General features: G+C 49.4%; 22 protein-coding genes. 4 read left to right on the top strand and 18 right to left on the bottom strand.

Annotated elements, in window-relative coordinates:
* Window positions 1-96 precede the first annotated feature (96 nt).
* From MKY86_RS05395 to MKY86_RS05380, 4 genes are all read right to left on the bottom strand, one after another.
* Window positions 97-1188, bottom strand: coding sequence for a LiaF transmembrane domain-containing protein (locus MKY86_RS05395; RefSeq protein ID WP_083684667.1), 1092 nt, complete (start codon window positions 1186-1188; stop codon window positions 97-99).
* A gap of 19 nt (window positions 1189-1207) precedes the next feature.
* Window positions 1208-1705, bottom strand: coding sequence for a hypothetical protein (locus MKY86_RS05390; protein ID WP_076076916.1), 498 nt, complete (start codon window positions 1703-1705; stop codon window positions 1208-1210).
* Window positions 1706-1766: 61 nt separating this feature from the next.
* Window positions 1767-2237, bottom strand: coding sequence for a zf-HC2 domain-containing protein (locus MKY86_RS05385; RefSeq protein ID WP_076076918.1), 471 nt, complete (start codon window positions 2235-2237; stop codon window positions 1767-1769).
* Window positions 2234-2776 carry an RNA polymerase sigma factor gene (locus MKY86_RS05380; protein ID WP_036727677.1) on the bottom strand — a complete coding sequence of 181 codons (543 nt, stop codon included), beginning with the start codon at window positions 2774-2776 and terminating at the stop codon, window positions 2234-2236. The genes MKY86_RS05385 and MKY86_RS05380 overlap by 4 nt, the downstream gene beginning before the upstream one ends.
* A gap of 211 nt (window positions 2777-2987) precedes the next feature.
* Between MKY86_RS05380 and MKY86_RS05375 the strand changes: the two genes are divergently transcribed.
* Window positions 2988-4136, top strand: coding sequence for a response regulator (locus MKY86_RS05375; protein ID WP_083684673.1), 1149 nt, complete (start codon window positions 2988-2990; stop codon window positions 4134-4136).
* Window positions 4137-4292: 156 nt separating this feature from the next.
* Here MKY86_RS05375 and MKY86_RS05370 read toward each other — a convergent pair whose 3' ends face one another.
* The 5 genes from MKY86_RS05370 to ilvB all read right to left on the bottom strand — a co-directional run bounded on the left by MKY86_RS05370 (window position 4293) and on the right by ilvB (window position 14700).
* Complete coding sequence (locus MKY86_RS05370) at window positions 4293-9143, bottom strand: SpaA isopeptide-forming pilin-related protein (protein ID WP_340826518.1); 4851 nt, start codon at window positions 9141-9143, stop codon at window positions 4293-4295.
* Window positions 9144-9615: 472 nt separating this feature from the next.
* Window positions 9616-11157 (bottom strand): 2-isopropylmalate synthase, encoded by a 1542-nt coding sequence (locus tag MKY86_RS05365; protein WP_036727673.1) that lies wholly within the window; start codon window positions 11155-11157, stop codon window positions 9616-9618.
* A gap of 108 nt (window positions 11158-11265) precedes the next feature.
* Window positions 11266-12258 carry a ketol-acid reductoisomerase gene (gene ilvC / locus MKY86_RS05360; RefSeq protein WP_036727672.1) on the bottom strand — a complete coding sequence of 331 codons (993 nt, stop codon included), beginning with the start codon at window positions 12256-12258 and terminating at the stop codon, window positions 11266-11268.
* A gap of 205 nt (window positions 12259-12463) precedes the next feature.
* Window positions 12464-12943: an acetolactate synthase small subunit gene (gene ilvN / locus MKY86_RS05355; RefSeq protein WP_036727931.1), complete on the bottom strand. Its 480-nt coding sequence runs from the start codon at window positions 12941-12943 to the stop codon at window positions 12464-12466.
* A 5-nt stretch (window positions 12944-12948) separates the two neighbouring features.
* The gene (gene ilvB, locus MKY86_RS05350; RefSeq protein ID WP_036727670.1) at window positions 12949-14700 is read right to left on the bottom strand and encodes a biosynthetic-type acetolactate synthase large subunit; all 1752 of its coding nucleotides are present in this window, start codon (window positions 14698-14700) and stop codon (window positions 12949-12951) included.
* A 621-nt stretch (window positions 14701-15321) separates the two neighbouring features.
* Between ilvB and MKY86_RS05345 the strand changes: the two genes are divergently transcribed.
* Window positions 15322-15768 (top strand): GNAT family N-acetyltransferase, encoded by a 447-nt coding sequence (locus MKY86_RS05345; RefSeq protein ID WP_036727669.1) that lies wholly within the window; start codon window positions 15322-15324, stop codon window positions 15766-15768.
* Between the two features lie 21 nt (window positions 15769-15789).
* On the opposite strand, the gene MKY86_RS05340 is transcribed toward MKY86_RS05345, so the two are convergent.
* From MKY86_RS05340 to MKY86_RS05320, 5 genes are all read right to left on the bottom strand, one after another.
* Complete coding sequence (locus MKY86_RS05340) at window positions 15790-16140, bottom strand: hypothetical protein (protein ID WP_036727667.1); 351 nt, start codon at window positions 16138-16140, stop codon at window positions 15790-15792.
* 280 nt (window positions 16141-16420) lie between these two features.
* Window positions 16421-17377, bottom strand: coding sequence for an ABC transporter permease (locus MKY86_RS05335; RefSeq protein ID WP_036727665.1), 957 nt, complete (start codon window positions 17375-17377; stop codon window positions 16421-16423).
* Window positions 17378-18454 carry an ABC transporter permease gene (locus MKY86_RS05330; protein WP_036727664.1) on the bottom strand — a complete coding sequence of 359 codons (1077 nt, stop codon included), beginning with the start codon at window positions 18452-18454 and terminating at the stop codon, window positions 17378-17380.
* A complete protein-coding gene (locus MKY86_RS05325; RefSeq protein WP_076081833.1) occupies window positions 18447-19985 on the bottom strand; it encodes an ABC transporter ATP-binding protein in 1539 nt (512 codons plus the stop codon). Before MKY86_RS05325 ends, MKY86_RS05330 begins: the two co-directional genes overlap by 8 nt.
* A 178-nt stretch (window positions 19986-20163) precedes the next feature.
* Window positions 20164-21246 carry a BMP family lipoprotein gene (locus tag MKY86_RS05320; protein ID WP_076081834.1) on the bottom strand — a complete coding sequence of 361 codons (1083 nt, stop codon included), beginning with the start codon at window positions 21244-21246 and terminating at the stop codon, window positions 20164-20166.
* A gap of 308 nt (window positions 21247-21554) precedes the next feature.
* Here MKY86_RS05320 and MKY86_RS05315 point away from each other — a divergent pair, with 308 nt between their 5' ends.
* Window positions 21555-22097 carry an acyl-CoA thioesterase gene (locus tag MKY86_RS05315; RefSeq protein ID WP_036696107.1) on the top strand — a complete coding sequence of 181 codons (543 nt, stop codon included), beginning with the start codon at window positions 21555-21557 and terminating at the stop codon, window positions 22095-22097.
* An 85-nt stretch (window positions 22098-22182) separates the two neighbouring features.
* Here MKY86_RS05315 and rplT read toward each other — a convergent pair whose 3' ends face one another.
* The 4 genes from rplT to MKY86_RS05295 all read right to left on the bottom strand — a co-directional run bounded on the left by rplT (window position 22183) and on the right by MKY86_RS05295 (window position 24855).
* Window positions 22183-22542: a 50S ribosomal protein L20 gene (gene rplT, locus MKY86_RS05310; protein WP_036649386.1), complete on the bottom strand. Its 360-nt coding sequence runs from the start codon at window positions 22540-22542 to the stop codon at window positions 22183-22185.
* Window positions 22543-22573: 31 nt separating this feature from the next.
* Window positions 22574-22774, bottom strand: coding sequence for a 50S ribosomal protein L35 (rpmI, locus tag MKY86_RS05305; RefSeq protein ID WP_036696104.1), 201 nt, complete (start codon window positions 22772-22774; stop codon window positions 22574-22576).
* A gap of 57 nt (window positions 22775-22831) precedes the next feature.
* Window positions 22832-23329, bottom strand: a complete 498-nt coding sequence (gene infC / locus MKY86_RS05300) for a translation initiation factor IF-3 (RefSeq protein ID WP_036696103.1) — start codon at window positions 23327-23329, stop codon at window positions 22832-22834.
* 284 nt (window positions 23330-23613) lie between these two features.
* Window positions 23614-24855: a glycosyltransferase family 2 protein gene (locus MKY86_RS05295; RefSeq protein ID WP_036727659.1), complete on the bottom strand. Its 1242-nt coding sequence runs from the start codon at window positions 24853-24855 to the stop codon at window positions 23614-23616.
* 415 nt (window positions 24856-25270) lie between these two features.
* On the opposite strand from MKY86_RS05295, the gene MKY86_RS05290 reads away from it, so the two are divergent.
* Complete coding sequence (locus MKY86_RS05290) at window positions 25271-25798, top strand: phosphatase PAP2 family protein (RefSeq protein ID WP_076081835.1); 528 nt, start codon at window positions 25271-25273, stop codon at window positions 25796-25798.
* Window positions 25799-25801 lie beyond the last annotated feature (3 nt).

The following is a 25801-nucleotide window of genomic DNA, read 5'->3' as shown; positions in this document are numbered from 1 at the left end:
CTGCATAACCTCCCGATATCATTTCTTCTCTTACAATAAAGAGCTGTTCACCGGCATAACGTATCCGGTGAACAGCTCTTTATACTTCTATGTCTTTTATTGCGCCGTATCCACTGTTATAGAACCATTGCTGGTGGACAAGGTGACCTCATGGGTGCCTTTTCCAAGTACAGCCGTTCCATGGTCCTCATCGTCGCCGCCCCAGTCCACGTTGCCTTTAAGTGATCCGTTACTGGTATCTGCCGTAATCTTGGCATCCGTTACCGCCGGAAGACCCAAGACAATCTTGCCGTTGCTGGATTTCAGTTCCCATGCACCTGTGATTGCCGAATTGACTGTAATCTTGCCGTTGCTGCTTCTGGCCGACACAGCGCCGTCAATATTCCCCAGCGTAATCGCACCGTTCGAGCTAACCAGGTCTGCTCCGCCCTGTACATTCTTTACCGTCAGCGTGCCGTTGCTGCTATGAGCCTTCACCCCTCCGGAGACATCATGGATATCCATCGTTCCGTTGCTCGTATCCACATTAATGCCTGCGGCCAGCCCCCCGGCTTCGATGGAACCGTCACTGGTCTCTACCTGAGCGGCCAGATTCTGCGGAATGCCGACATTCAGATATGGGGCATTGTTATTAAAGCCGATCTGGATATTGGAGAGCCAGCCTGAATCTCCTTCCAGCTCCATCACAAGCGTGTCGCCCTCGGTCGTCACTTTCCATTTACGCTCCAGGGCACTTGCCGCTTCATTGTCTGTATTGCCCGGCAGCTCCAGCTTTCCTTCATACGTCAGCGTGTTCCCATCCACACCCTGGAGCTTAACCTTGCCTTGGGGCAGATCAATCCGCACATTCTTAATATCCTGTTGCACTTCTACCTTCCCGTTCACCGGCACCAGCTTGGTATTGCCGAAGATACTGCTCAGCGAGCCTCCGGCCAGCACCGTCTGTGCCCCGCTTGCCGCGATAAGCACAATGATCAGCAGAATGGCCCAGCCGCTTACGCGGCTTTTGACATCTGATTTAATGAAGAGCCTAAGCAGCATCTCCAGGCCGAACAGGATAAGCAGGGCCGGCCAGATATAACCCAGCACATCGTACGTGATTACACCATATTGAGCCATGACTACAATAACGCCTACTATTATGCACCCTATTGCGGCGGTAAAGCTGCCGATTTTCCATCTCCCCATCGTTCAATTCCCCATTTCACTATACTTTTGAATTATTCTTCAGCATTCTGAATCCATACCCGATCAAGGCAAGCGACAACAGAATCGCTCCGATATTCATATCGCTCAGTATTTCCCACAGAGCGGGAAATGCAGTGATGAGCAGCAGCAGGATGCCCGCGATAACACACCCTATACCGACCCACACTGGATTCACGTCATCATGCGGGTACATCGGGGGCGCAGACATTCCCATTGACCAGGGTGCTCCAAAGCTATCCGGATGGAACATCATCCGCTCATGCTCGGCAGCCGATACCTTCATCCAAGCCGCCTTTTGCAGCGCATCGAATAATTGATAGAACCAGAGCGCAGCAAGTGCGAACGGAAACACTGCTGGCATGGACGGAATGAATATAATACAGAGCGATGCTCCAATCATATACTCCAGACCCATTTTTTTAAAGCCCAGATACATGTGGCCCAGTCCCGGAACCATAGCCAGGAGAAACGTGAGCCAGCGTCTTTTCTTAATCATATGTTACCCTCCCAAAAGTTTTGTTGAAATAAATTAGATAACCGGCGAAGCCGCTATGGATTTATTTATGGTTACCTTGCGGGCCGAACCAGGAGCTGACCGATGTGGACATATGCCCGTTGATTTCAGTGATGCCATAGGCCAAATTCTCAAATACGCCAAGCTGCAGCAGGAGAAACGTCAGACCGACCGCCACGCCGTAATGCATCCAGGAGGTTCCCCGGGTCGTACGCCGTCTGGACATGGTTGATTTCACGATCCGTTCTCTGCGTCCGTTCTCCAGCTGGCCGATCCTTGCCATAACATCCCCGGTCAAATCAGGGAAGTCATGCGGCAAAACGGGCTCCTGCCCGTTAAGATCCAGCCCGGCTTCCATCTCGCTCCACATCGCCGCAAGCTCCCGCGCCTCCTCCAGCCATTCCGCGCAGCCGGGACAGGTCTGGATATGCAGATAGATCGCCTGCTGGGCCTCAGGTGACAACTGTCCATCTATATAATGCGGCATCCACTCTTTTACTGTTGAACAATTCATCGCCATTCCTCCCCGCTTTTGCGCATCATCTGTCTGGCCCGATAGAGCTGCGATTCAACCGTTTTAACCGAAATTCCTTTTTGCTCCGCGATCTCCTGATAGGAGTGGCGCTGAAAATAGTACAGCTGCACAACCGACCGGTACGGTTCCGCCAGACTATTCAGGTTCTCACCCAGCTCCCGGGAAGCCTCCTTGCGAAGCACTGCCTGTTCAGGTGTCTGTGAAGTCACCCAGTCATTCTCAGTGTAATCTGCTGCACTCCGGTGCCGCCATTCCCGGTCATTGGCCCGTTTCCAGTCCAGACAGGTGCGGTAAGCAATCCGGTACAGCCAGGTGGAGAAGGAAGATTGTCCTCTGAAGGTGGGAAGGGCTTTATAGGCTTTGATGAAGACTTCCTGAGCCATATCCTTGGCAGACTCGGCTTCTCCTGTAATTTTGATGCATACGCTATATACCATGCCTTGATAACGGGTCACCAGATTCCCGAAGGCCTGATGCTCCCCGCTTAGCACAGCACTGATCCACTCCGTCTCTTCCAAGTCTTTCTTCCCTCCTTCAGCTACATAACGTTAGACGTCTGGCTTTAAGGTTCCCCTGCATAGTTTTTTAAATTATTTTAGAATAGCAGCATTTCTATTCAAAATCAGCCTCAAGTGCAAGCTCAGAGGGAGGATAACCCGCATCCTTGTCGAATTATCCTTAAACAGCCTATGACAAGACAACATTCCTTAATGAAGTGGTGGGATAGACATGATTCAGGCCTTGCTGGTAGATGATGAACGGCTTGCTCTTATGAAGCTGAAAATGATGCTGGAGGAACTGACAACTATAAATATAATCGCTGCTTATACTGATCCTTCCGAGGCGGTCAAAGCAGTGCCGCTGCTACGCCCTGATGTGATTTTCCTCGACATTGATATGCCTGAGATGAATGGCGTTCAGGCTGCGGAGGCCATGCAAAGGCTGTGCCCGCAGGCAAGCATCGTATTTGTAACTGCACATAACAGCTACGCCATCGAGGCGTTCGAGCTTTATGCGCTTGATTATGTTCTTAAGCCTGTACAGCGGGGCCGTCTGCTGAAGACCATCGAGCGGCTGGAGGAGCGTCTCAGCCAGGCACAGGAGGATTCGCGCAAGCCTGTACAGACGGTAATGATCCGCAGCTTCCAGTCCTTAAGATTCGAACGGGGCGGCCAGCCGCTGCCCAATATCCGCTGGCGCACCTCCAAGGCACAGGAATTATTCGCTTATTTATTTCATAACCGCAACCGGTTCGTAAGCAAAGATACCCTAACCGATCTGCTGTGGCCTGATTTCAATCTCAAGAAGGCCTCCACTCATCTTTATACAACGATTTATCAGGTTCGGCAATGCCTGAAGCAGGCGGAGATCGATCTGCAGATCAGCAATGCCAGCGGAGGAGAAGGCTACACCCTGGAGACCGGCAGCCTGCTGATAGACAGCTACGAATGGGAGAAGGGCATTCTTACCCTGGATGCCATCAATAAAGATAACTATGAGGAACATCAGCGGTTGTTCGATTTCTATTCCGGCGATTATCTGAACGATTACGATTACCTCTGGGCGGAAGGGGAACGGCAGCGTCTGCGGACCATCTGGCTGCATCACGCAATGAATATCGCAGAATTCTATGTCAGCAGCGGCCGGATACCGGAAGCAGTGACCGTGTACCAGAGAGTGGTGCAGCTCCAGCCTTATTTTGAACAGGGGCATCTCGGGCTGATGAAGGTCTACGACAGTATTGGAGAGCGTTCAGCGGTAGAGGAACAATATCATATTCTGACGGATTTACTGAAGCGGGAGCTCGGCGTGAAGCCGCCCGCGAGTATTAAGCGCTGGTATGAGGAATGGAAGCATCTTAACCTCAGAAGCATGTGATTCTCCGTAAATAGAAACGGCAATGCTGACCTTTCAGGGGACGGTATGATTTCAGCGACTTTATATTTATAAGAGCAAAGACACCCGCAGCAGGCTGCGGGTGTCTTTGTGTATGCTGCCATATTAGCTGGTTAATACCTGCTAAGGTGCATTCTCCTACATTTTCTTGCGGGCATTAAATCTTCTGGCCAGTACAGCTCCCAGAATAATCAATCCGCCGCCAGTCAGATACAGCGGGAGAGGACTTTCTTCTCCGGTCTGCGGAAGCTTGCCGGGAAGTCCGCTGTTGTTGCCTTTGTCAGTTGGTTCTGTAACCGTGCCCTTAGGCACTTCATCGACTCCAACTTCAATTGTAATCTCTTCCTCATTGCCGTCTTCATCTGTTACGACAATCGTGAATTTATCCTTGCCGGTGTAGCCTGGATCAGGAGTATACGTCCATTTGCCATCCGGTGTAATAGTTACCGTACCATGCGCCGGCTCTTCGCCGATGCTAGGAATACCTCCCAGCGGGATCTCGCCGTCGATAGGCACTTCCTCAATCGTAGTGACCTGTGTGGCTTGCGGCGTTGGAGTGCTAACCGTTCCAGGCTGGGCCGGTGTTGCTGCTGGCGTCACCTGTGGTGTTGCCGTTACTCCTGGCGTACTGGAAGCAGCCGGAGTCCCCGTTGGCGCTGGCGTTACCGATGGTGTCGGTGTTGGTGTACCGATAACTCCAGGAATGCTTGATGGTTCAGGTGTCGGTGTATAGTACACCGGCGGTGATGTTGGTGCTGGTGTTGATGTTGGTACTGTAACTGGTGTCGGTGTTGCTGTTGCTGTTGGTGTCACCGGCGTTGGTGTTGGTGTCGCTGGTTGTTCTGTCGGCGGTGTCGTTATTTTTTGGTTAGTAATTGGTAACAGCACCTTTTGCACGCCGGAATCAATCGTTACAGAATGCTCTGTTGTGCTCAGAACATAACCTTCCGGAGCTGTAATTTCCTTCAGAATATAATTCCCCAGCTTCAAAGATGTGAATACCAGTTCACCATTTGCATCTGTTTTTCCGCTTACCACCAATTTCTTGGCGGAGTCATACAGTCCGAACTCTGCTCCTGCAAGTTTCTTGTTCGTATCCTCCCCAGCAACCTTCGTTACTTTGAGCGAGCCGAGGATTTCAACAGGAATCAGTTTGTTCGTGATTGGGGCCAATACCTTCTGTAAACCTGAATCAATGGTTACGGTATACTCTGTTGCATCCAGCACATAACCAGCCGGAGCAGCAAGCTCCTTCAGGGTGTATGTTCCCAGCTTCAGCGATTTAAATTCCAATACGCCGTTAGCGTCTGTTTTACCACTTGCCACTAATTTCTTAGCGGAATCATACAGTCCGAACTCTGCACCTTCCAGCTTCTTGTTCGTATCCTCACCAGCAACCTTCGTCACTTTGAGCGAACCGAGGACTTCGACTGGAATTAGTTTATTCGTGATTGGTGAAAGTACTTTTTGTACGTCTGAATCAATGGTTACGCTGTGCTCTGTTGCATCCAGCACATAACCAGCCGGAGCAGCAAGCTCCTTCAGGGTGTATGTTCCCAGCTTCAGCGATTTAAATTCCAATACACCGTTAGCGTCTGTTTTGCCACTTGCTACTAGCTTCTTAGTGGAATCATACAATCCGAACTCTGCGTCTTTAAGCTTCTTGCTGGCATCCTGCTCAGCAACCTTAGTCACCTTGAGCGAGCCGAAGACTTCGGCAGGAATCAGTGCGTTAGTTACTGTAACAGTTTTCTCTTGTGATGGATCAATGGTAACATTAATGACTTTGGTATCCAGGATATAACCGGCAGGAGCGGTTTTCTCCTTCAGGGTATACTCCCCGCCCTTAAGCTTAGTGAATTTCAGCTCACCATTGGCATCGGTTGTTTTCGTTCCCACCAGTGCGTTCTTGGAGTCGAACAGTTCGAATACTGCGCCTTCCAGCTTCTTGGAGGAATCATTCACATCCAACTTGGTCAGCTTGAGTGAACCGAAGAAATCATTCTTGACGGTCAGCTTCACAGCTGTGGACGAATTGATTGTCACCTTAATCTCTGAGCTGTCCAGTGAGTACCCTGCCGGAGCTTTAGTTTCCTTCAGTACATATTTACCAGCCTTAAGATTTGTAAAAGTCAGGGTTCCGTCTTCTGCAGAAGTCTGTTTTTGAGTCTCCTTCAGTTCGGTTCCAACCACCCGTGAAAGTGCGAACTCGGCACCTACAAGTTTTTCATCGCCGGTCTGATTGGTCTTGGTTACGGTCAGCGTGCCTTTTACACCACTACCTGTACCGGATGTGTCTACAATGTTAATAGTCTTCTCAGATGTAACAGGTTTTGTAATCTGATCTACACCATCACCGCTAAACGAAATAGCGTTTTTCAATTGAACATTATTTCCCGTTTCAGTCACAACAGTTTGATAAGTCAGAATGTATGGCTTGCTGATCGGGTTCGGGTTCAGGAAGACAAGCTCAAAGCTTTCTTTCCCATCTGTGCTTGTTTTGAAGGTAAGGGTGTAATCAATATCCTTCTTCAATTCATTACCTGGGTTTCCTGCATTCCCACCACTATCAACAGTAGTCTCAAAGAGATGGAAGCTGCCCGGCAGCAGTACCTGATTTGTGCTGGGATAATCTACCAGTTTTACGTTTTTGACAACGGACTGGTTGGCATTGATGACCACTTTCCAGTTTAGAAGAGTCTGATCATTGTTATCTTGGGTAAACCCTTTGGCGACATATTCTCCGCCCTTAGGAATCGTTACGGTTGCTTCCAGAGGCTTAGAAACCGGTTTGTTGTCCTTATCGTATAAGGTGGCTGTATTCTTAACTGTGCCTTGATTAACATCCCCGTCTTTGAACTCCGTACTGAAGACCAGCTGGAAAGCATAATCAACCTGCTCTTTAAATTTCACTGTAAGTTGTTCGTCTGTGACGTCCAGTTCGTATTTCGATGCGTCTATCACAGCACCTCTAACTGGATTTCCATTCGCAGCATAATCAAATTTATATACAACTGCAGTTACATTAGTTGCTTTCTGGCCTGCGGGAATTGTATCCACCAGTGTGGCCCCTGCTGCCAGTTCGCGTTTATTATAGTTGGCTCCAACCACCCAGGTAAGCTGTTTGGTCTTTACATCGTATGAACCTGTCTTCCTACCGTTGTTCTTAACTTCAGACCGCGGATCAAAGGTTGCATCACCCTTAATGGTTTGAGGGTCACCTTTAGCATCCTTCCAATTGAGCTGTGCGGTGTTTTTGAAGTTGGTTGCACCACTCTGCAATTTATAATAGTCAAAATTAGTTGTATACGTAACTGTAAACGGCTTATCAATAGTCTTCGAGAATGTGATGGTGAATCCGTCGCCCTTGGCATAATCTGTTCCGTTAGGTGTAATCGTATAATCTGAGCTGTTTATGCCTGGTATAGGACTAATGGTTGGCAGACCAATTAATTGTAACCCGCCATTATCAAAGGTATCCTTCAGCACCAGATCGTTCATCACTCTACCATCTTTGTTTACCTCAATGGTCCACTTTACAGTTTTATTCAAATAGTCAACATCGGCAAAATTTTTCTTAACTATTTGCTGGAAAATATCCCGTTGATCTCCTTTAGTCTCACCATTGTAAGTAACATCATTACGGATCGTTTCTGTATTACCGTATACACGGTCTTTGACCTTTGTTTTATAGACAATTTTGTAAGCTGAATTGATGTCATTATTAAATTTCAGTTCAAACCCGGTCTTGCCTGTTGGGGGCGAAGGCACAGTAGTAATTGTATATTCCGTTCCCTTAATTAGGGTGCCATCTTCGCTAGCATTGCCATTCTGATCTAGTTTGATCTTGTAGACCACTACTGAATCTTCAACCAGTACCTGAGAATTGTTAAAATAATCGAGCAACACAGCATTGGCGGCTGCAATAGACTGTTCATTATAGTTGAATTGAATTTCCCAAGGAATTGTTTCGGTCACGGGATCGAAGTTTCCTGTTGCAATTTTCTTCAACGGTGCTCCACGCACGATATCAACCGTCTTAGAAGAATTCTCATTGATTCCTTCACCCGTAAGTGTAGCTGTATTGGTGAAATTTTTAGCCGATGTATTTGTAATCTTGGTCGAGAATGTCACCCGGTACGCATCTTTAATCGTATTATTAAACTTCACGTTCAAGCTACTTGCCGTGCTGCTTGAAGCATTATATTGATCCGAACCGATCTCCACTCCCGGCGTTGTATTCCCTTGAACATCCACTGCAAGCTTATAGACCTTGATCGTACTTAGGTCAAGCTCCAGGCCTGCCAAAATGGAGTCCGTAACAACCGCTTTGTACACTTCATCCTGCACAGTGTTCACATCAACGGTCCAGAGGATGCTGGACGGGTTGTATTTTTGCGGCTGCGGAATTCCGTCCTTGGTAATGCTGGTGCCGCCCTTAGGGTGGACTTTAATAACAATCGTATTATTCAGGTTCCCGGCGATCGGGAATAACAGCTCCTGTGTCGTGGTGCCAGTGACTTTGGTGGAGCTAAGTTTGGACGTCACATTAAAAGTACCGCCGACATCAAATAAGCCTTCGATTTCACTATTGAACGTAAGCACTACTTTGTTGTCTGTACCTACTACGAAGTCCCCGATACTGCCAGAGTCTACCCCATCATAGTACAATTTTCCTGGGTAACTTTTATCAATGGCCAGCTGGTAAGGCAACTGGTATACGAACGTATCCCCGCCCTTAAAGCCATGTGTCCCCGTCTCAGGGTCCGTCACAGGAAGCTTGAAGGTCAACCCTACTTTAACCTCAGAATCCAGCTTGTACACGTTATCCGTGACCTGTGTGCCATTCTCATACACGGCCATCGTAACACTGGTGATGATATTATCCGTCCCATCCGCCTTAACCTTCGTCATGAACCCGAAACCGTTGGCAAACTGTGTAATCAGCATTACAACAACCAACCAGGCGCCTATCGTCTTTTTCTTCATAATCACTATAACCTCTCTCTCTTTCTGCAAAATGATTGTTCCAGCGTCACAATTACCGTTCCTGCCTGCTTCTTCCCGATCGTCCCCCTGTCACTAGTATGTATGTGGGCCTTCGATTTCGCTTTTACTGTACTTTCGTAACTTTACTTGCCGCCTCTGAACAATTTCTGAACAGATTATGAGATAAATCATAGATAACTTAAAAATAAAATATTTTTATCGACAAAAAAGTGGTTTCAAACGCTGATAATGTGGAATCCACCCTGGATTATGAACTATTTTTCATTTTTCCGACTCATCTTGTTCATTCTTTTCAATTAAAACTTGTTTCAAATCCCCTTCAACTGGATTCTACCCCGGAATGCTCAGCGTCAAAAAAATTTCAGCAGATTATTGAACAAAAAAAAGAAGCCTCCCCGGACAGAATGAACTGGTCCGGTGAAGCTTCTTTTAAACCTTTTAAATAGTTGAATTATAGATTGGCATGCTCCCGCTTGGTGTAGGTCTTGCGCTTCTCAATCAGCTTGTTCAATGCATCCAGGTAGGCTCTGGCACTCGCTTCCAGAATATCGGTGCTAAGTCCGCGGCCCTGTGCAGCCACCTCGCCCTGCGAGAGCACGACATGCACCTCACCCTGAGCATCCTTCCCTCGGCTGACGGCTTTGATCGAATAATCACCAAGTGTGACTTCTTCCCCTGTAGCCTGGTCAATGGCATTGTAGATCGCATCTACCGATCCATTGCCTTCGGCAACCGCCACAATCGGCTGCGGGTCCTGGCCATGAATAATCACCTTGGCGGTTGGAGTAGCCTCATTGCCATACGTAACATAGATCGTCTGCAGGCTGAAGGTCTCCGGCGTATCGATCAGCTTCTCTTCCAGAAGCGCAAGGATATCCTCGTCTGAGACTTCTTTTTTCTTATCTGCGAGATCCTTGAACTTGGCAAAAGCGGCATTGACCTCTTCCTCAGAGATGTCATAGCCCAGATCACTCAGCTTATCGCGGAAAGCGTGACGGCCCGAATGCTTGCCGAGCACCAGCTTGCTTTCTTTGAGGCCGATGGTTTCCGGTGTCATAATCTCGTAGGTCGTCTTCTCCTTCAGCATGCCATCCTGATGAATCCCGGATTCATGGGCGAAGGCATTCGCGCCGACAATCGCCTTGTTCCCCGGCACAACCATCCCTGTCAGCTTACTGACGAGACGGCTGGTACGGGAGATTTCGGATAGGACCAGAGAGGTCTTGGCGCCGAAATACTCACTGCGGGTCTCAAGCGCCAGAGCCACCTCTTCAATCGCTGTATTGCCGGCACGTTCCCCGATCCCGTTGATCGTACCCTCAATCTGGTCTGCGCCATTCTGAATGGCAGCCAGCGTATTGGCAGTAGCCATCCCCAGATCATTATGACAATGGGCGCTAAGCTGTACCCGCTCGATATCCGGCACCGTATCCTTCAGGAATTTGAAGATGGCACCGTATTCCGCCGGATTCAGGTAACCGACCGTATCCGGAATATTCACCACATTCGCACCCTCGCGGATCGCCATGGATACCATTTCAGCCATGAAATCACGCTCGGTACGGCCGGCGTCCTCCAGGGAGAATTCCAGCTTGGGAAAATACTTCTTGGCATAGCGGATCGCCGATTGTGCCGTTTCCAGCACTTGTGACTTCTCCATGCGCAGCTTATGCTGCCGGTGTATCGGCGATGTAGCCAGGAAAATATGAATGCATGGGTCCTGTGCCCCCTGCAGCGCTTCCTTGACCGCATCAATATCGCTCTCTCTGGAACGGGACAGACCGATTACGGTGACGTTCTTGACCGCTCTGGCCACTGCGTTCACCGCAGCCAGATCTCCTGGCGAAGCGGCTGGAAAGCCTGCCTCCATCCGGTCAATCCCCAGCTTCTCCAGCTGGTAAGCGATTTCTACCTTCTCACGTGTATTGAGGTTCACACCCGGCGACTGCTCCCCGTCACGCAGCGTCGTGTCGAACACATGAATTTTCCGCATGCTGAGCACCTCCTGAAGATTGTCCATAAACCCTCAAATGCGGCCCGCAAAATTACGGCCGCATCTGAGAATCACACTATGGTTACTTGTATTCTGAAGTATATGATTTTATTTCTTAATCCAGTGCATCATTTCACGCAGCTGGCTGCCAACCACTTCTACCGGATGAGCGGCTTCATTGCGGCGGGTAGCGGTCAGGAAGGCACGGCCGGATTGGTTCTCAAGGATAAAGTCGCGGGCGAATTTACCCTGTTGAATATCAGACAGTACTTCTTTCATAGCTTTCTTAGTCTCAGCAGTGATGATGCGTGGTCCAGTTACATAGTCACCGTATTCCGCTGTGTTACTGATGGAATCGCGCATGCTGGACAATCCGCCTTCATATACCATGTCAACAATCAGCTTCAGCTCATGCAAGCACTCGAAGTAAGCCATCTCAGGCGCATATCCGGCTTCAGTCAATGTCTCGAAACCAGCCTTGATCAGTTCGGACACACCGCCGCAGAGAACAGCCTGTTCACCGAACAGATCCGTTTCTGTCTCTTCACGGAAGGAGGTTTCGATGACTCCGGCACGGGTACAGCCGATGCCTTTGGCATACGCCAGACCAATAGCCTTGGCATTGCCTGTTGCATCCTGTTCAATAGCGATCAGGCCGGGAACGCCGAAGCCTTCAACATAAGTGCGGCGAACCATGTGTCCAGGAGATTTAGGAGCTACCAACAGCACATCCGCATCCTTAGGAGCTACGATTTGTCCAAAATGCACGTTGAAACCGTGGGAGAACATCAGAGCCGCGCCATTCTTGAGGTTCGGTTCGATATCATTCTTATATACAGATGCCTGAGTTTCGTCCGGCATGAGGATTTGCACCACATCTGCACGGGATACTGCTTCTGCTACAGACAATACTTCAAAGCCGTCATTCTTGGCAGTTTCAAAAGATTTACCTTCACGCAGACCGATAACCACCTGAAGACCACTGTCACGCAGGTTCTGTGCCTGGGCATGTCCTTGGCTACCGTACCCGATTACTGCAATTGTCTTTCCCTTCAATACGCTAAGCTCTGCATCCTGTTCATAGTACGTTGTAACTGCCATTGTCAAAATCCTCCTTTAATTTGGGACCCATCGTAAAGAGCGGGTGCTTCAAGAGCACACTCCTGTTAGGCTTACTCTATTATAGCGTGCTCCTCAAGCCCCCGCTCTTTAGCGGGCAAAGTCTGTCCTAATCTTAATTAAATGAATGTCTTAATTAAATTAATGCACGCAAGCAGCAATTCGTTAAAGCTGTAAAATGTGACGATTAGGCATTCCCGCGGATCATTGCCGTTACTCCTGTCCGGGACAGCTCCTTAATGCCATAAGGCTTCAGCAGCTCAATCATTGCATCAATTTTGGTGGTTTCTCCGACTACCTGCACCAGCAGGCTTGCCGTACCGATATCTACTACCGAGGCACGGAAGGTCTCGACTACGCCCATAATCTCAGGCCGCTCAGAGGGCTCAGCCTTGACCTTAATGAGCGCCAGCTCACGGGCAACCATAGGCTTTGAACCCAGATCAACTACCTTAATTACATCAATCAGCTTGTAGAGCTGCTTCTCAATCTGCTCCAGAGTATGCTGATCACCTAACGTTACAATAACCATCCGGGACAATCCGACCTCTTCGGATTGCCCAACAGTAATACTCTCAATATTGAACCCCCGGCGGCCGAATAATCCGGATACCCGCTGCAGCACGCCAGGCTGGTCATTCACAAGCACAGCAATCGTATGTCTCATCACTGTTATTCATCCCCCATCAGCATTTGATCAATGGTAGACCCTTGGGTTACCATCGGGTAGACATTCTCGTCTTTGGGGACAACGAATTCTACCAGGACAGGTCCAGGTGTTTCCATGGCTTCTTTCCAGGCGGCGCTGGCTTCTTCCTTGTTCGTTGCCCGCAGGCCCTTCACACCGTAAGCCTCAGCCAGCTTCACAAAGTCCGGGCTGCCGGCCAGATCGGTATAGCTGTAACGCTTCTCATAGATCAGGTTCTGCCACTGACGGACCATTCCGAGTACCTGATTGTTAATCACAACGATCTTGACCGGAATCTTATTGATCGCACAGATCGCAAGCTCCTGGGAACACATCTGCATGCCGCCATCACCATTAATGGAGACTACGAGCCGCTGCGGATGGGCCATTTGCGCCCCGATCGCTGACGGGAATCCGAAGCCCATTGTTCCAAGGCCCCCCGAAGTAATCCATGAACGCGGATGGTTGAACTTGTAATATTGAGCAGCCCACATCTGATGCTGGCCTACGTCAGTCGTCACAATAGCTTCACCCTTGGTGGTGTCATTGATCATCTGGATGACCCACTGCGGCTTCAGCTCCGTCTCCGAATCCTTGTACCGGTACGGCTGGTCCAGCTTCCACTGTGCAATCTGTGTTCTCCAGGCATCGGCCTTCGAGGCACGCTTCACATCCGGGATCAGCATTTCCAGAACCGTCTTAACATCGCCCACAATAGGAATATCAGTTGCTACATTCTTGCCGATCTCGGCCGGATCAATATCGATATGCACGATCTTCGCTTTGGGAGCGAAGCCGTCCAGCTTGCCGGTTACGCGGTCATCGAACCGGGCACCGATGTTAATCAGCAGATCGCATTGCTGAATGGCATTATTGGCTGTGTATGTGCCGTGCATTCCCGGCATTCCCATCCACAACTCTTCGCCGCTCGGGTAACACCCCAGTCCCAGCAATGTAGTAGTAATTGGAATCTCCGTGCGCTTCACGAATTCATACATGGACTCATGCGCTCCAGAGTAGATGACTCCGCCGCCTGCAATAATAATCGGACGCTCCGCCGCCTCAATAGCCTTCACCAGCTTATCGAGCTGCAGCTTATTGGGAACCGTGCGCGGATTGTAGCCGCGAAGGTTAACTCCCTGGTGTTCTGCCGGAGTGAACAATGTCATCGCCGCCGATACATCCTTCGGAATATCGATCAGTACCGGACCTTTACGTCCCGTATTCGCAATATGGAAGGCTTCATGAATAATGCGCGGCAGATCCTCAACATCCCGCACCAGATAGCTGTGCTTCGTAATCGGCATCGTTATCCCGGTAATATCCGCTTCCTGAAAAGCATCTGTGCCAATCAGGCTGGAGAATACGTTACCGGTAATGACCACCAGCGGAACCGAATCCATAAAAGCTGTAGCGATTCCGGTTACCAGATTGGTTGCCCCGGGGCCTGAAGTGGCAATACATACGCCCACTTTACCGCTCGCTCTTGCGTACCCGTCAGCCGCATGGATCGCTCCCTGCTCATGGCGTGTCAGAATATGATTGAAATCGTCGAATCCATAAAGAGCATCATAGATATAGAGTACAGCCCCGCCGGGATATCCAAATACAGTATCTACACCTTCCAGTACAAGACTGCGCAGGAGGACTTCGGAACCCGAAACCACCTCTGGATTTTTCCATTTCTCACGTAACTGCTCTATCGACCGCACTTCTTCCGGTAATTGCGCGCTCATCAGTATTCCTCCCTTCGATCGTTCACATGCATTATTCAAATGACAGGACGTCAGTATCCAACCTTTAATATTAGCGAACAGGCTTAAATCTTTCCTGTTTCAACAAAAAAACCTTTCGCCTCCCACGCGCAGAAGAAGCGCGTGAGGGACGAAAGGTTTAGCTTCCGTGGTACCACCCATGTTTGCATAACATCTCACGATGATATGCCTTATCAGGTATACAAAAATCCATCGATGTAGGCAGGGCCCAAATCTTCGTAACCTGAAGTCCCTAACGCGGACCAAACGATTCCCCCTAATAATTCCACCGCTCCTGCTGGTGGACCTTTCAGGGAAACAGCTCCGAGGTGAGCTCGTATATAAGGGATTCTGGTGGAGGTTGCAGCAATTCCTCTCACTCTCTGAACAAAAGAGCCCTTAAAACTTCGTCCTCATCATTGCCGATACATGTATGCTCGTTAAATGTTTAGACACATTATATGATTCCTCACACGGTTAGTCAATACCCATCTGCGGGTTATACATTAAATTGTTCATAAAATCTTGTTCTATTCTTGCCGGAACGCCCACACCGCCCGGGGCATATGATGTACGACAATGCGTGGAAAGGGGGCAATATTTATGATTCGTTACCGCAGACCCAGGCAGGATGACACGATTATTTATGACTTAATTGAAAAGCAGCTTGTCCCGTTATCCCATCTTCCGCAGACAATCATTAATCAGGTCAGGAAGGATCTGCCCCGCCGCCTGGGACAGGGAGTCACACTTGTTGCTTGTCCCGACTACGACAGTGATCCGCTGGGGTTCGTACATTTTCTGCTGCATGGCGATTTATTATACATTGATATGCTCGCCATTGCCCCGGATGCAAGGCGTAAGCGATACGGAAATATGCTTATGGACAGGGCGGAGCGGTTTGCACTATCCCGTGCATGCCACAGAGCAAAGGTCTCTGTAGATACCGGAAATACCGCCGGTCTGAACTTTTATGAAAAACTGGGCTACAGCGTAGCCCGTTATCAACCGCAAAACTACTGCTATGAGCTTGAGAAACAGTTCCGCTGATAAAGCAGCAAGTTATATGGCTTAAAAGAATCCGATCGGCGGAATTCCATAACCAGGACCTGGGCCGTAGCCGCCATAAGGGCCGGGAACAGGACCATGGCCATAACCATAACCGCCCCCGTAAGGAGCACCGCCATACCCGTAGCCTCCGCCATAACCGTAAGGAGCCGTACCAATGGCCAGCAAATCAAACAATACGAGCGGAATCAGTGCCTTGGTTTGTACTTTTTTACCACTGATACGCTGCAGAATCAATCGGTTGCCTGAGATGCGGATCAGTTTGCCCGTCACTTTGGACCCGTCTTTTTTTACCGCCACGATATGTTTGCCTATCAGCTTGATCACTTGTTGCTTCGTAACCGGGTGTGCCATAATATCCCTCCTGTAGTTGTTTCTTAACACTCTATTCGCCTCACCCGGTATTTGCCTGTACATCTGCCCGCCTCCGGGCTGAAAATATCCGAAGCTGCTGCCTGCAATGATTACAAAATCCCCCCACAAAGTGGGGCTTTAGCTTCGATGATGACTCAGGTACTTTGCGGGGACCCCAAAACATATGAATTCTTATCTATCAAAAAAAGCGCATTCCCGGAAATCCGGAAATGCGCTCTGTTCTGTTCTGTTAAGCTCTGGAATTGGTATACCGATAGCCTTAGCGTTTGCTCGGATCGTAAGGTTCACCAAGCGCCTTAGGTGCCGAGGAACGGCCCACAGCACTCACCAGAACGATAATGGTTAACACATAAGGAATCATGAAGATGAATTCCTGCGGAATGCTCTTGGACCATTCAAACAGTTGGACATAGTTGCGGATCGCCTGGGAGAAGCCGAAGAATACCGCAGCACCGAAGGCACCAAGCGGATTCCACTTCCCGAAGATCATCGCAGCAATGGCAATGAAGCCTTGTCCCGAGATCGTATTGTGCGCAAACGTACCTGTAGTAGTCAAGGTAATGGTGGCTCCGCCGATACCCGCCAGCAGTCCGCTCAGCATGACGCCGATATATCTCATCTTGTTGACATTGACACCCAGGGTATCAGCCGCACTCGGATGTTCACCGACTGCGCGCAGACGGAGTCCAAACGGAGTTTTGAACAGGATGAAATAAATGACAATGACTAAGATAATCGCCAGATAAGTGGTTGGATAGGAGTTAAATATCCCCTCGCCGATAACCGGAATCTTGGAGAGCCCGGGAATCGCCACTTTGCTGAATCCGTCGATCAGCGGAGTTTCGCCTGATCCTTCGAAGAACAGCTTAACCATGTACAATGTGCTGCCTGCGGCCAGGAAGTTAATAACCGTACCGCTTATCGTCTGGTCAGCCTTGAAGGTAATCGCAGCCACTGCATGGATCAGTGAACCGATTACTCCGACAGCCATGGCACAAAGCACCCCGACCCAAGGGGCCCATTCGCCCATGCCTGCATCTTGAGCATAGTAGCCACCTACTGCAGCTGCAAAGGCGCCAAACATCATTAAGCCTTCAAGTCCGATGTTCACGACACCGGATCGTTCAGAGAAGATGCCGCCGAGGGAGGCAAATATTAGCGCTGTGGAAAAAACAAGCGTCGTATTGAGCAGTTGGCCTAAGACTACGAAGTCCATCTATAACACCTTCTCTTTCTTGCGCTTGAAGTAAAACGGTTTGAGCACCCAGCGTACAATGCCTTGCGCAGCAATGAAGAATATGATCGAACCGATTACAATACGGATCAGCTCCGGAGGCACATCCGCACCGAAGCTCATGCCTGCCGAACCGTACGTCAGCGTGCCGTACAGAATAGCAGCGAGAATGACACCCAGCGGATGGGTCAGTCCAAGCAGGGCAACAGCGATACCGTCAAATCCATAACCAGGTGAAGCTGCAAATACGGATTGATAATGGAATACACCCAGTACTTCACCAGCGCCTGCGAGACCTGCGAACACGCCGCTGATGAACATTGCCTTCACCACATTGCGTCCGACATTCATTCCTGCATATTCCGCAGCATGCGGGTTCAAGCCTACTGCACGCATTTCGTAGCCCTGCTTGGTCTTCCAGAGATAGACATAGAAGAAAGTTGCTGCCGCCAGGGCAATCACGGTTCCCCAGTGCAAGCGGGCATTATCAAAGGTGGAGAAGAGGAAGGTCATGGATAGAGAAGCCGGATTATCCTCCGACCGGTTCTGCCCTTGCAGAAGCAGGAACGTCCGGACAATATAATTCGACAGGAAGAGCGCAATCCAGTTCAACATGATCGTTGTGATAACTTCATTAATTCCGCGCTTGGCCTTCAGATATCCGGCAATACCAGCCCAAAGTCCGCCGCATACAGCAGCTGCAATGACCGCAAGCGGAACTAACAGGAAAGCCGGCAATACCCCTCCGAGCTTAATGCCAACAACAGACGCAGCCGTCATTCCGATCATTACCTGCCCGTCCGCACCAATGTTGAACATCCCTGAGCGGAAGGCAAAGGCTACAGCCAGACCCGTCAGCATAAGCGGAGTCATCTCGCGGATCGCCTCACCGAAATCATACGGACTGCCGAACACGCGCTTGAACAGCGCAGAATAAGCCGCAATAGGATCATAACCGCCAATCAGCATGACGATAGCACCTACAAGGAAACCCATCAGAATTGCTACAAGAGGAATTATGTAGCTGTCTGTTGCGAATATTTTCCGGAGTCTAGACATCCGCATGACCTCCCCGCTTCAAACTGCCCGCCATCATCAGACCCAGCTCCTGGTCATTCGTATCCTGCGGGAATACCTCTCCGACAATCTGCCCTTCATAAATAACGGCAATCCGGTCGGACACATTCATAATTTCATCCAGCTCAAATGAAATCAGCAGTACAGCCTTGCCTTGGTCACGCTGCGCAATCAGCTGCTTCTGCACAAATTCAATGGCTCCGACATCCAAACCGCGCGTTGGCTGAGCGGCAATCAGAAGAGTCGGATTCTTGTCTATTTCCCGCGCAATAATCGCTTTTTGTTGATTACCGCCGGATAAGGAGCGGGCTTTGTTCTCTATGGAAGGTGTGCGCACATCGAATTGTCTGACCAGATCTTCGGCATGCTTGTTAATCACATCTGTGTTCAAGAACCCGTTCTGGTTATATGGACTCTTATAATACGTCTCCAGAACCATGTTCTCGCTCACGGTGAAGTCCAGCACCAGACCATGCTTGTGACGGTCCTCCGGAATATGGGAGACATTCATTTCAGATACCTTGCGCGGTGACAGATTGGCAATCTCCTTACCGGAGACCTGGATCGAACCTGAGTCAATCTTGCGCAGCCCGGTAATGGCCTGAATCAGCTCACTCTGGCCGTTACCGTCCACTCCGGCGATTCCGAGAATCTCCCCCGCCTTAACCTCGAAGCTCAGGCCGTTCAGCACAGGCACGCCATCCTTGCTCTTGCTGCTGACATTAGACAGCTTCAGGATGCTCTCGCCAATATGCGGCGGCTGCTTGTCCACTTTGAAGGTTACTCCGCGTCCGACCATCTTCTCAGCCAGCTCGTTAGGATTGGTCTCGGTGGTCTTCACCGTATCAATCACCTTACCGCGCCGGATAATGGTGACACGGTCGGAAATCTGCATGATTTCTTTCAGCTTATGTGTGATCAGAATAATGGATTTACCTTCTGCAACGAGCCGCTTCATAATCGCCATCAGTTCCGTAATCTCCTGCGGCGTAAGTACAGCGGTAGGCTCGTCGAATATAAGTATATCCGCTCCGCGGTACAGGGTTTTCATAATTTCTACCCGTTGCTGCATGCCTACCGAAATGTCATGAATTTTGGCATTTGGATTGACTTGTAGCCCGTACTGCTCAGATAGCTTACGAACCTGCTCCGCAGCGGATTTATAGTCAATTTTAAGACCTTTCTTCGGTTCCATGCCCAGAACAATATTCTCGGTGACCGTAAAAGGATCAACAAGCTTGAAATGCTGGTGAACCATCCCAATGCCAAGCTCAATAGCTTTATTGGGGTTATCAATAATAACCGGTTTCCCGTCGATTTCGATGCTGCCTTCATCGGGCTGGTACAGTCCGAATACGATATTCATCAAGGTTGATTTGCCTGCCCCGTTCTCACCAAGCAACGCATGAATCTCCCCTTTTTCCAGCGTCAGACTAATAGAGTCGTTCGCAACGATACCGGGAAAGCGTTTTGTGATTTGCTTCAACTCTACGACAGGAGCCGCAGCACTCATGGAATCACCCTCATCACAGAATATATATAATATTGCCTTTTAGACACGGCTGTACCGCCCCACACAAGGACGGTACAGTTGTGATTGTCTATAACAGATGCCGACAGAGAACAAGGCCAGTACTTGAACCGGCCCTGCTTTGTCGTTATGTTAAATCGGTTAAAGCTGATGCAATGAATTACTCGGAAGGAACAACAATTGTTCCATCAATGATTTTTTTGCTGTATTCGTCAACCTTAGCCAGAATATCAGCGGTAACATTGGCTTTGGATGTTTCAGGAAGGCCTACGCCGTTGTCTTTCAGACTAAGAACGGTTGTAGTGCCGCCTTTGAATGTTCCGTCAACAACCTGCTGGGAAACCTTCTTAACCGCTTCGTCAACACGTTTGATCATGGAAGTCAGCGTTACATCATCACCAAATTCCAGAGACTGGTCTTTGTCAACGCCAATAACCCATACTTTGCTGCCGCCGGCTTTGTTGCGGGATTTGGCTTCATTGAATACACCGTTGCCTGTTGCACCTGCAGCAGGGAAGATGATGTCATTGCCATCATTATACAATGTTGCCGCCAAAGATTTACCGGTATCCGGCTTATCATAAGCACCTGCATAAGTGATCTTTACTGTAGCATTAGGGTTAACCGCTTCTACGCCGGCTTTGAAGCCCACTTCGAAACGTTTGATAACCGGGCTTTCCATACCGCCGATGAAACCTACTTTGTTGGTTTTGGTTGTCATACCAGCAACAACACCCACCAGGAAGGAGCCTTCATTCTCGGCAAAGGTTACAGATTCAACGTTAGGAGCGTCCACTACACTGTCGATGATCGCCAGGTTAGCATTCGGGTTCTCTTTGGCAACCTTCAGTACGGCATCGCCAAGGTCGAAGCCGATTCCCCAAGTGAGGTCATAACCGCCTTTAACGAACTGGTTAAGGTTAGGCTCATAGTCTGCATTGGATTTACTCTGCAGGTATTTGATCTCAGCGCCGAATTCCTTCTCCATAGCCTCCAGTGCTTCCCAGGAAGACTGGTTAAAGGACTTATCGTTTACTCCGCCTACGTCAGTTACTAGACCCAGTTTGACAGCCTTAGGAGCGTCAGTTGCTGCTGGTGCTTCTGTGGCAGCTGCGTCTGTTGGTGCAGTAGTTGCTGTTCCAGCATTGGAGCCGGAATTAGCGCTGTTATTGTTACCGCAACCTGCCAGAATGACAGTGAAGGCCATAACCATAACCAAAGATAGTTGGTAAAACTTCTTCATCGAAAGTGATCCCCCTTAGTAAATTGGATGTCTTCTGTGTTCTGCTTTGGACATACCATTAGTACAAATTATACCTGCAAAAAAAGCTAAAATCCAGTCTATTAATGACCTCAGGTCAATAATAATTTGCATTTTTCAACAAGAAATCGCTTACCTTGACACAGGCTGTTATTTCTGTGTCCGTTATATGTTAGAAAACCTCAAAATGTAGCTTCTGGCTCCAAGTGCATTAACATTATTATTGCACAGGGAAGGCTTTTCTATTATCATGTATGATTACATCTTGTACGCAAAGGGAGTTACTGAAAATGGAACAAGAACACACACCACAAGCTGCACCCGACTTCAAATACTGTCATGAATCCCGCGTATTCAAAACCGGCCGCGTCTTCCCGAATGATGTGAACAATCACAAGACACTGTTCGGCGGCAAGCTCATGAGCACCATCGATGAAGTGGCCTCCATCTCGGCCATGCGCCACTGCCGGGTCAACGTAGTAACGGCATCCGCTGACTCTGTCGACTTCCTCCTGCCGATCCGGCCGACGGATTCCGTCTGCTTCGAATCCTTTGTCTCCTGGACGGGCCGCACCAGCATTGAGGTATTCGTCAAGATTATCTCCGAGAATCTCTACACAGGCGAACGCGCCGTTGCCGCAACTTCCTTCCTGACCTTCGTAGCTATGAATGAAGACGGCACTACAGCCCCTGTTCCGGCCATCGTGGCCCAGACCGACGAAGAGAAGCTGATCTGCCAGTCTGCTGACGAGCGGTCTGCGCTACGCAAGCTGAGACGCTCCAGCAGCAAGAAACTCGCTTCGCTGCTTAGCACAACGAAATACTGGGAATAGCTGTCCATTCGGCGGTTCCCACCGCGCAAAAAAAGCACCGTCACACGGGAGAACCCGCAGGCGGTGCTTTTCGGTTTATAGCGTCTTACGCGTTGATCTTCTCTTTGGCAACAACAGCCAGGGAGTTGAAGGCGTTCAGATCATTCACTGCCAGATCAGCCAGCATCTTACGGTTCACTTCTACACCAGCCAATTTCAGGCCGTATACAAGCTTGCTGTAAGACAGACCGTTCAAACGGGCTGCAGCATTGATACGAACGATCCACAGTCTGCGGAAGTTACGTTTCGTCTGACGACGGTCACGGTATGCGTAAACCATCGATTTCATTACTTGCTCTTTAGCTGTTTTGAAAATGCGGTGCTTGGAACCGAAGTAACCCTTTGCCAGCTTCAATACTTTTTTATGTCTACGACGAACTACAAATCCGCCTTTAACTCTTGCCATATTAATAAACCTCCCAAAAATGTGTGATTAACTATTTCAAGTTAGCGAGTCCTTGTTTCAAACGTCTTACATCCCCAGGGGCCATTACCGGATTGCCGTTCAATACGCGTTTTGCACGTTTCGATTTGTGGGACAGCAAGTGGTTCTTGTGAGCTTTGTAACGCAATACTTTACCAGTTCCAGTGATCTTGAAGCGGCCTTTCAGGCTGCTATGTGTTTTCATTTTAGGCATGGTGTTTCCTCCTTGAATATTATGCGGCGCCAAATTGCTATGCAAGTGACTCCAGGATTATTGGGGCTTCGGAGCCAGAATCATAATCATGCTGCGGCCTTCCAGCTTAGGCTGGCGCTCTACAACAGCAATTTCTTCTACTTCGCTCTTCACGCGCTCCAGGATCTTCTGGCCGATACTAGCGTGGGTAATCTCACGGCCGCGGAAACGGACAGAGCACTTCACTTTATCGCCTTCGCCCAGGAACTTGATTACATTGCGGAACTTGGTCTGATAATCATGTTCCTCAATGTTTGCACGGAACCAGACTTCCTTGAGATCCACGATCTTCTGGTTCTTGCGGGCTTCCTTCTCTTTCTTCTGCGTTTCATAACGGAACTTGCCGTAATCCATGATGCGGCATACCGGCGGCTTCGCCTGCGGTGCTACGTTGACTAAATCCAGATTAAGATCGATCGCCATTTGTAACGCCTCGCGGATCGGCTTGATCCCGATTTGTTCACCCTCTGCTCCGACCAGCCGAACCTCTTTGGCACGAATTTCATCATTGATCATATGTTCCTTACTGATAATCCTCCACCTCCGAATAATTTTCAGATAATATATTACGGTTCTCCATAAAAAAGGGATGCCGGTAATTCCCCGACACCCCGTTTGATCAACGTTCATGAATTGTAACCATTCATAAAGCATTGAGATCAAAACCAGCAGGCTGTTAGCCTGTCAGGTGAGAAGCCGGTGCTTCTGCTTGCAATCCCTATGTTTTGCACACTTGAATACTATACATCATCAGACTGAAGATGTCAACATCCTCTGAAATTATTAATTTACAGTGCGGATTATGAAACCTGCTTGCTCTGCACTTCCTCCAGACGGACTACGCGCGTATGCTTGGTATGACTCCACTGCTTGTTGTTCTGCGTGAAGAACGCATAGAACGTGATGGGATACCACGAGAGCAGATAGACCGGGAACACCAGCAGGTACAGATAGACCTTCTTGAACTTCACCCGCTCCAGCGCCATAGCCAGCAGGAAGGTCAGAATGTTCGCCCCTACGGCAAAGTACCCGAGCCACAGCGGCAGATGTCCGTAAATATTCGCAATATGCGGACCGCCAAACACAGCATTATCCACAAACATTACGGCAGTCATCAGGAACGTAAGCAACACAATGTATACGTTCGCTCCGTACAGTGCCAGGTCGAACTTCGTCAGGCTGCGTTCCTTGATCCCCTGCCACAGCAGCGGGAAGAAGTAGCGGCGGGCTACGGTGAAATGACCCTGCATCCAGCGCAGACGCTGTCTGGAGGAAGCCTTGAAGGTAAGCGGCTTCTCATCGAATACTTTGGCATCATAATTAAATCTTGGATATACGCCCTTGGAGGCGCTGCGCATGGTGAATTCCAAATCCTCAACCAGACTGGTTGCGCCCCAGCCCATTTCCTTCAGCAGGTTCGTCTCGAAGCACATGCCTGTTCCGCCGAGGAAGTTAGCCATCTTCAGATTATGGCGCGACAGCTGCCACAGCCGGTTGATGTACCAGTAGGATACGCCGTAAGCAGCCGTGATCCAGGAATCCTCCGGATTCTTCGTATCAATGTAGCCTTGAATGACCCGTCCGCCTGAACACAGATCGTTGTTCATCTCTGTCAGGAACTCTGTATGTGCGAGGTTGTCGGCATCGAACATGACTACAGCGTCGTACTGGCGGGGCAGCGCCCACAGCTCCTTCAGCATCCACTCGATGGCATAGCCTTTACCGCGCAGGTTGCTGTTGGTACGTACACAGGCATTCATGCCGTGCTCCCGCACGATCGCAGCGGTATTATCCGTACAGTTGTCACAGATAACAAATACATCGTACAGTTCCTGGGGATAATTAAGCTGCTTCAGGTTCTCCATCAGAGCGCCAACCACTTCTTCCTCGTTGTGTGCGGCGACCAGTACGGCAAATGACTTTTGCGGCGCATGCCTAACCTTGTTCTTCTTCTTGCGCAGTCCAAACAGCGAAAATGCAAACTGATAAACTGCGATTGCCGCCAAGATCACTTGGAGCGTAACAAACAATGCGTCTGTCATGATCTTTAGATGCCCCCTTTTTCCAAATCTTGATGTTTTTTCTCTTTCTCTCTCTAACTTGCTAACGTTCTATCTGACCCTTTTGTTGCATCCCTTACTGTAGACAAGAATTTCCCCTTAGTTCCGGGCAGGATTCCGAATTGTGTTATGTCCCGTTTCACAAGATATGAATATGGATTCCAGTGTACTGGCTGGCTCCTTATTTCTCTGTTACCTTATAAACGCGATCTTCCTGCTTGAATCATTGTAGTCGCTTTGGGGCTCACAAGTCAAAAGAGACATTTTTCGAGCGGACCCGAGCTTTTTCTTGAACGGGCTACCTTAAAAAAGTATGATAAAGACAGCTTCAGGCCGTGAAATCTGCTGCTTAAGCTGCGCCAGAACTCTTTTAGCCGGACTATCGGAGGGACATGATATGAGACCTTTATTCAAGAAACTGCATCTCCTGGAGCAGCGGGTGTTTCAATGGATTAACGGACGGATGCACAATCCGTTTCTGAACTTCTGGCTCTTCTACCTCACTCATCTCGGAGGTGCAACAAGCGCGATCGGCATCAATCTCCTGGTCTGGGCAGTGTGCCCGCAGCCATGGAGAACTACAGGACTTCAGGCACTGGTCGCGCTGGCGATAAGCCATGTGCCCGTCGCTATCGCCAAAAAGCTCTACCCGCGCCTGCGGCCCTATCTGGCCCTGCCGGACACCAATACGTTCCGCAATCCGCTTAAGGATCATTCTTTTCCTTCAGGCCATACGACCGCTATCTTCGCCTCAACGGTTCCTTATATGATAGCCTTTCCAGTGCTGACTGCGGTCCTGCTTCCTCTGGCCTGCACAGTCGGCTTCTCCCGGATCTACCTCGGGCTGCATTATCCATCTGATGTCCTCGCAGGAGCGGTCATTGGGTCAGGAGTCGCAGCCGGTACGCTTGCCCTCTGGATATGATGC

Origin of the sequence: Paenibacillus sp. FSL R7-0333 (assembly GCF_038000365.1) — a bacterium.
Classification (GTDB): Bacteria; Bacillota; Bacilli; order Paenibacillales; family Paenibacillaceae; genus Paenibacillus_AQ; species Paenibacillus_AQ silagei.
This window is presented reverse-complemented; position numbering and strand designations above follow the sequence as displayed.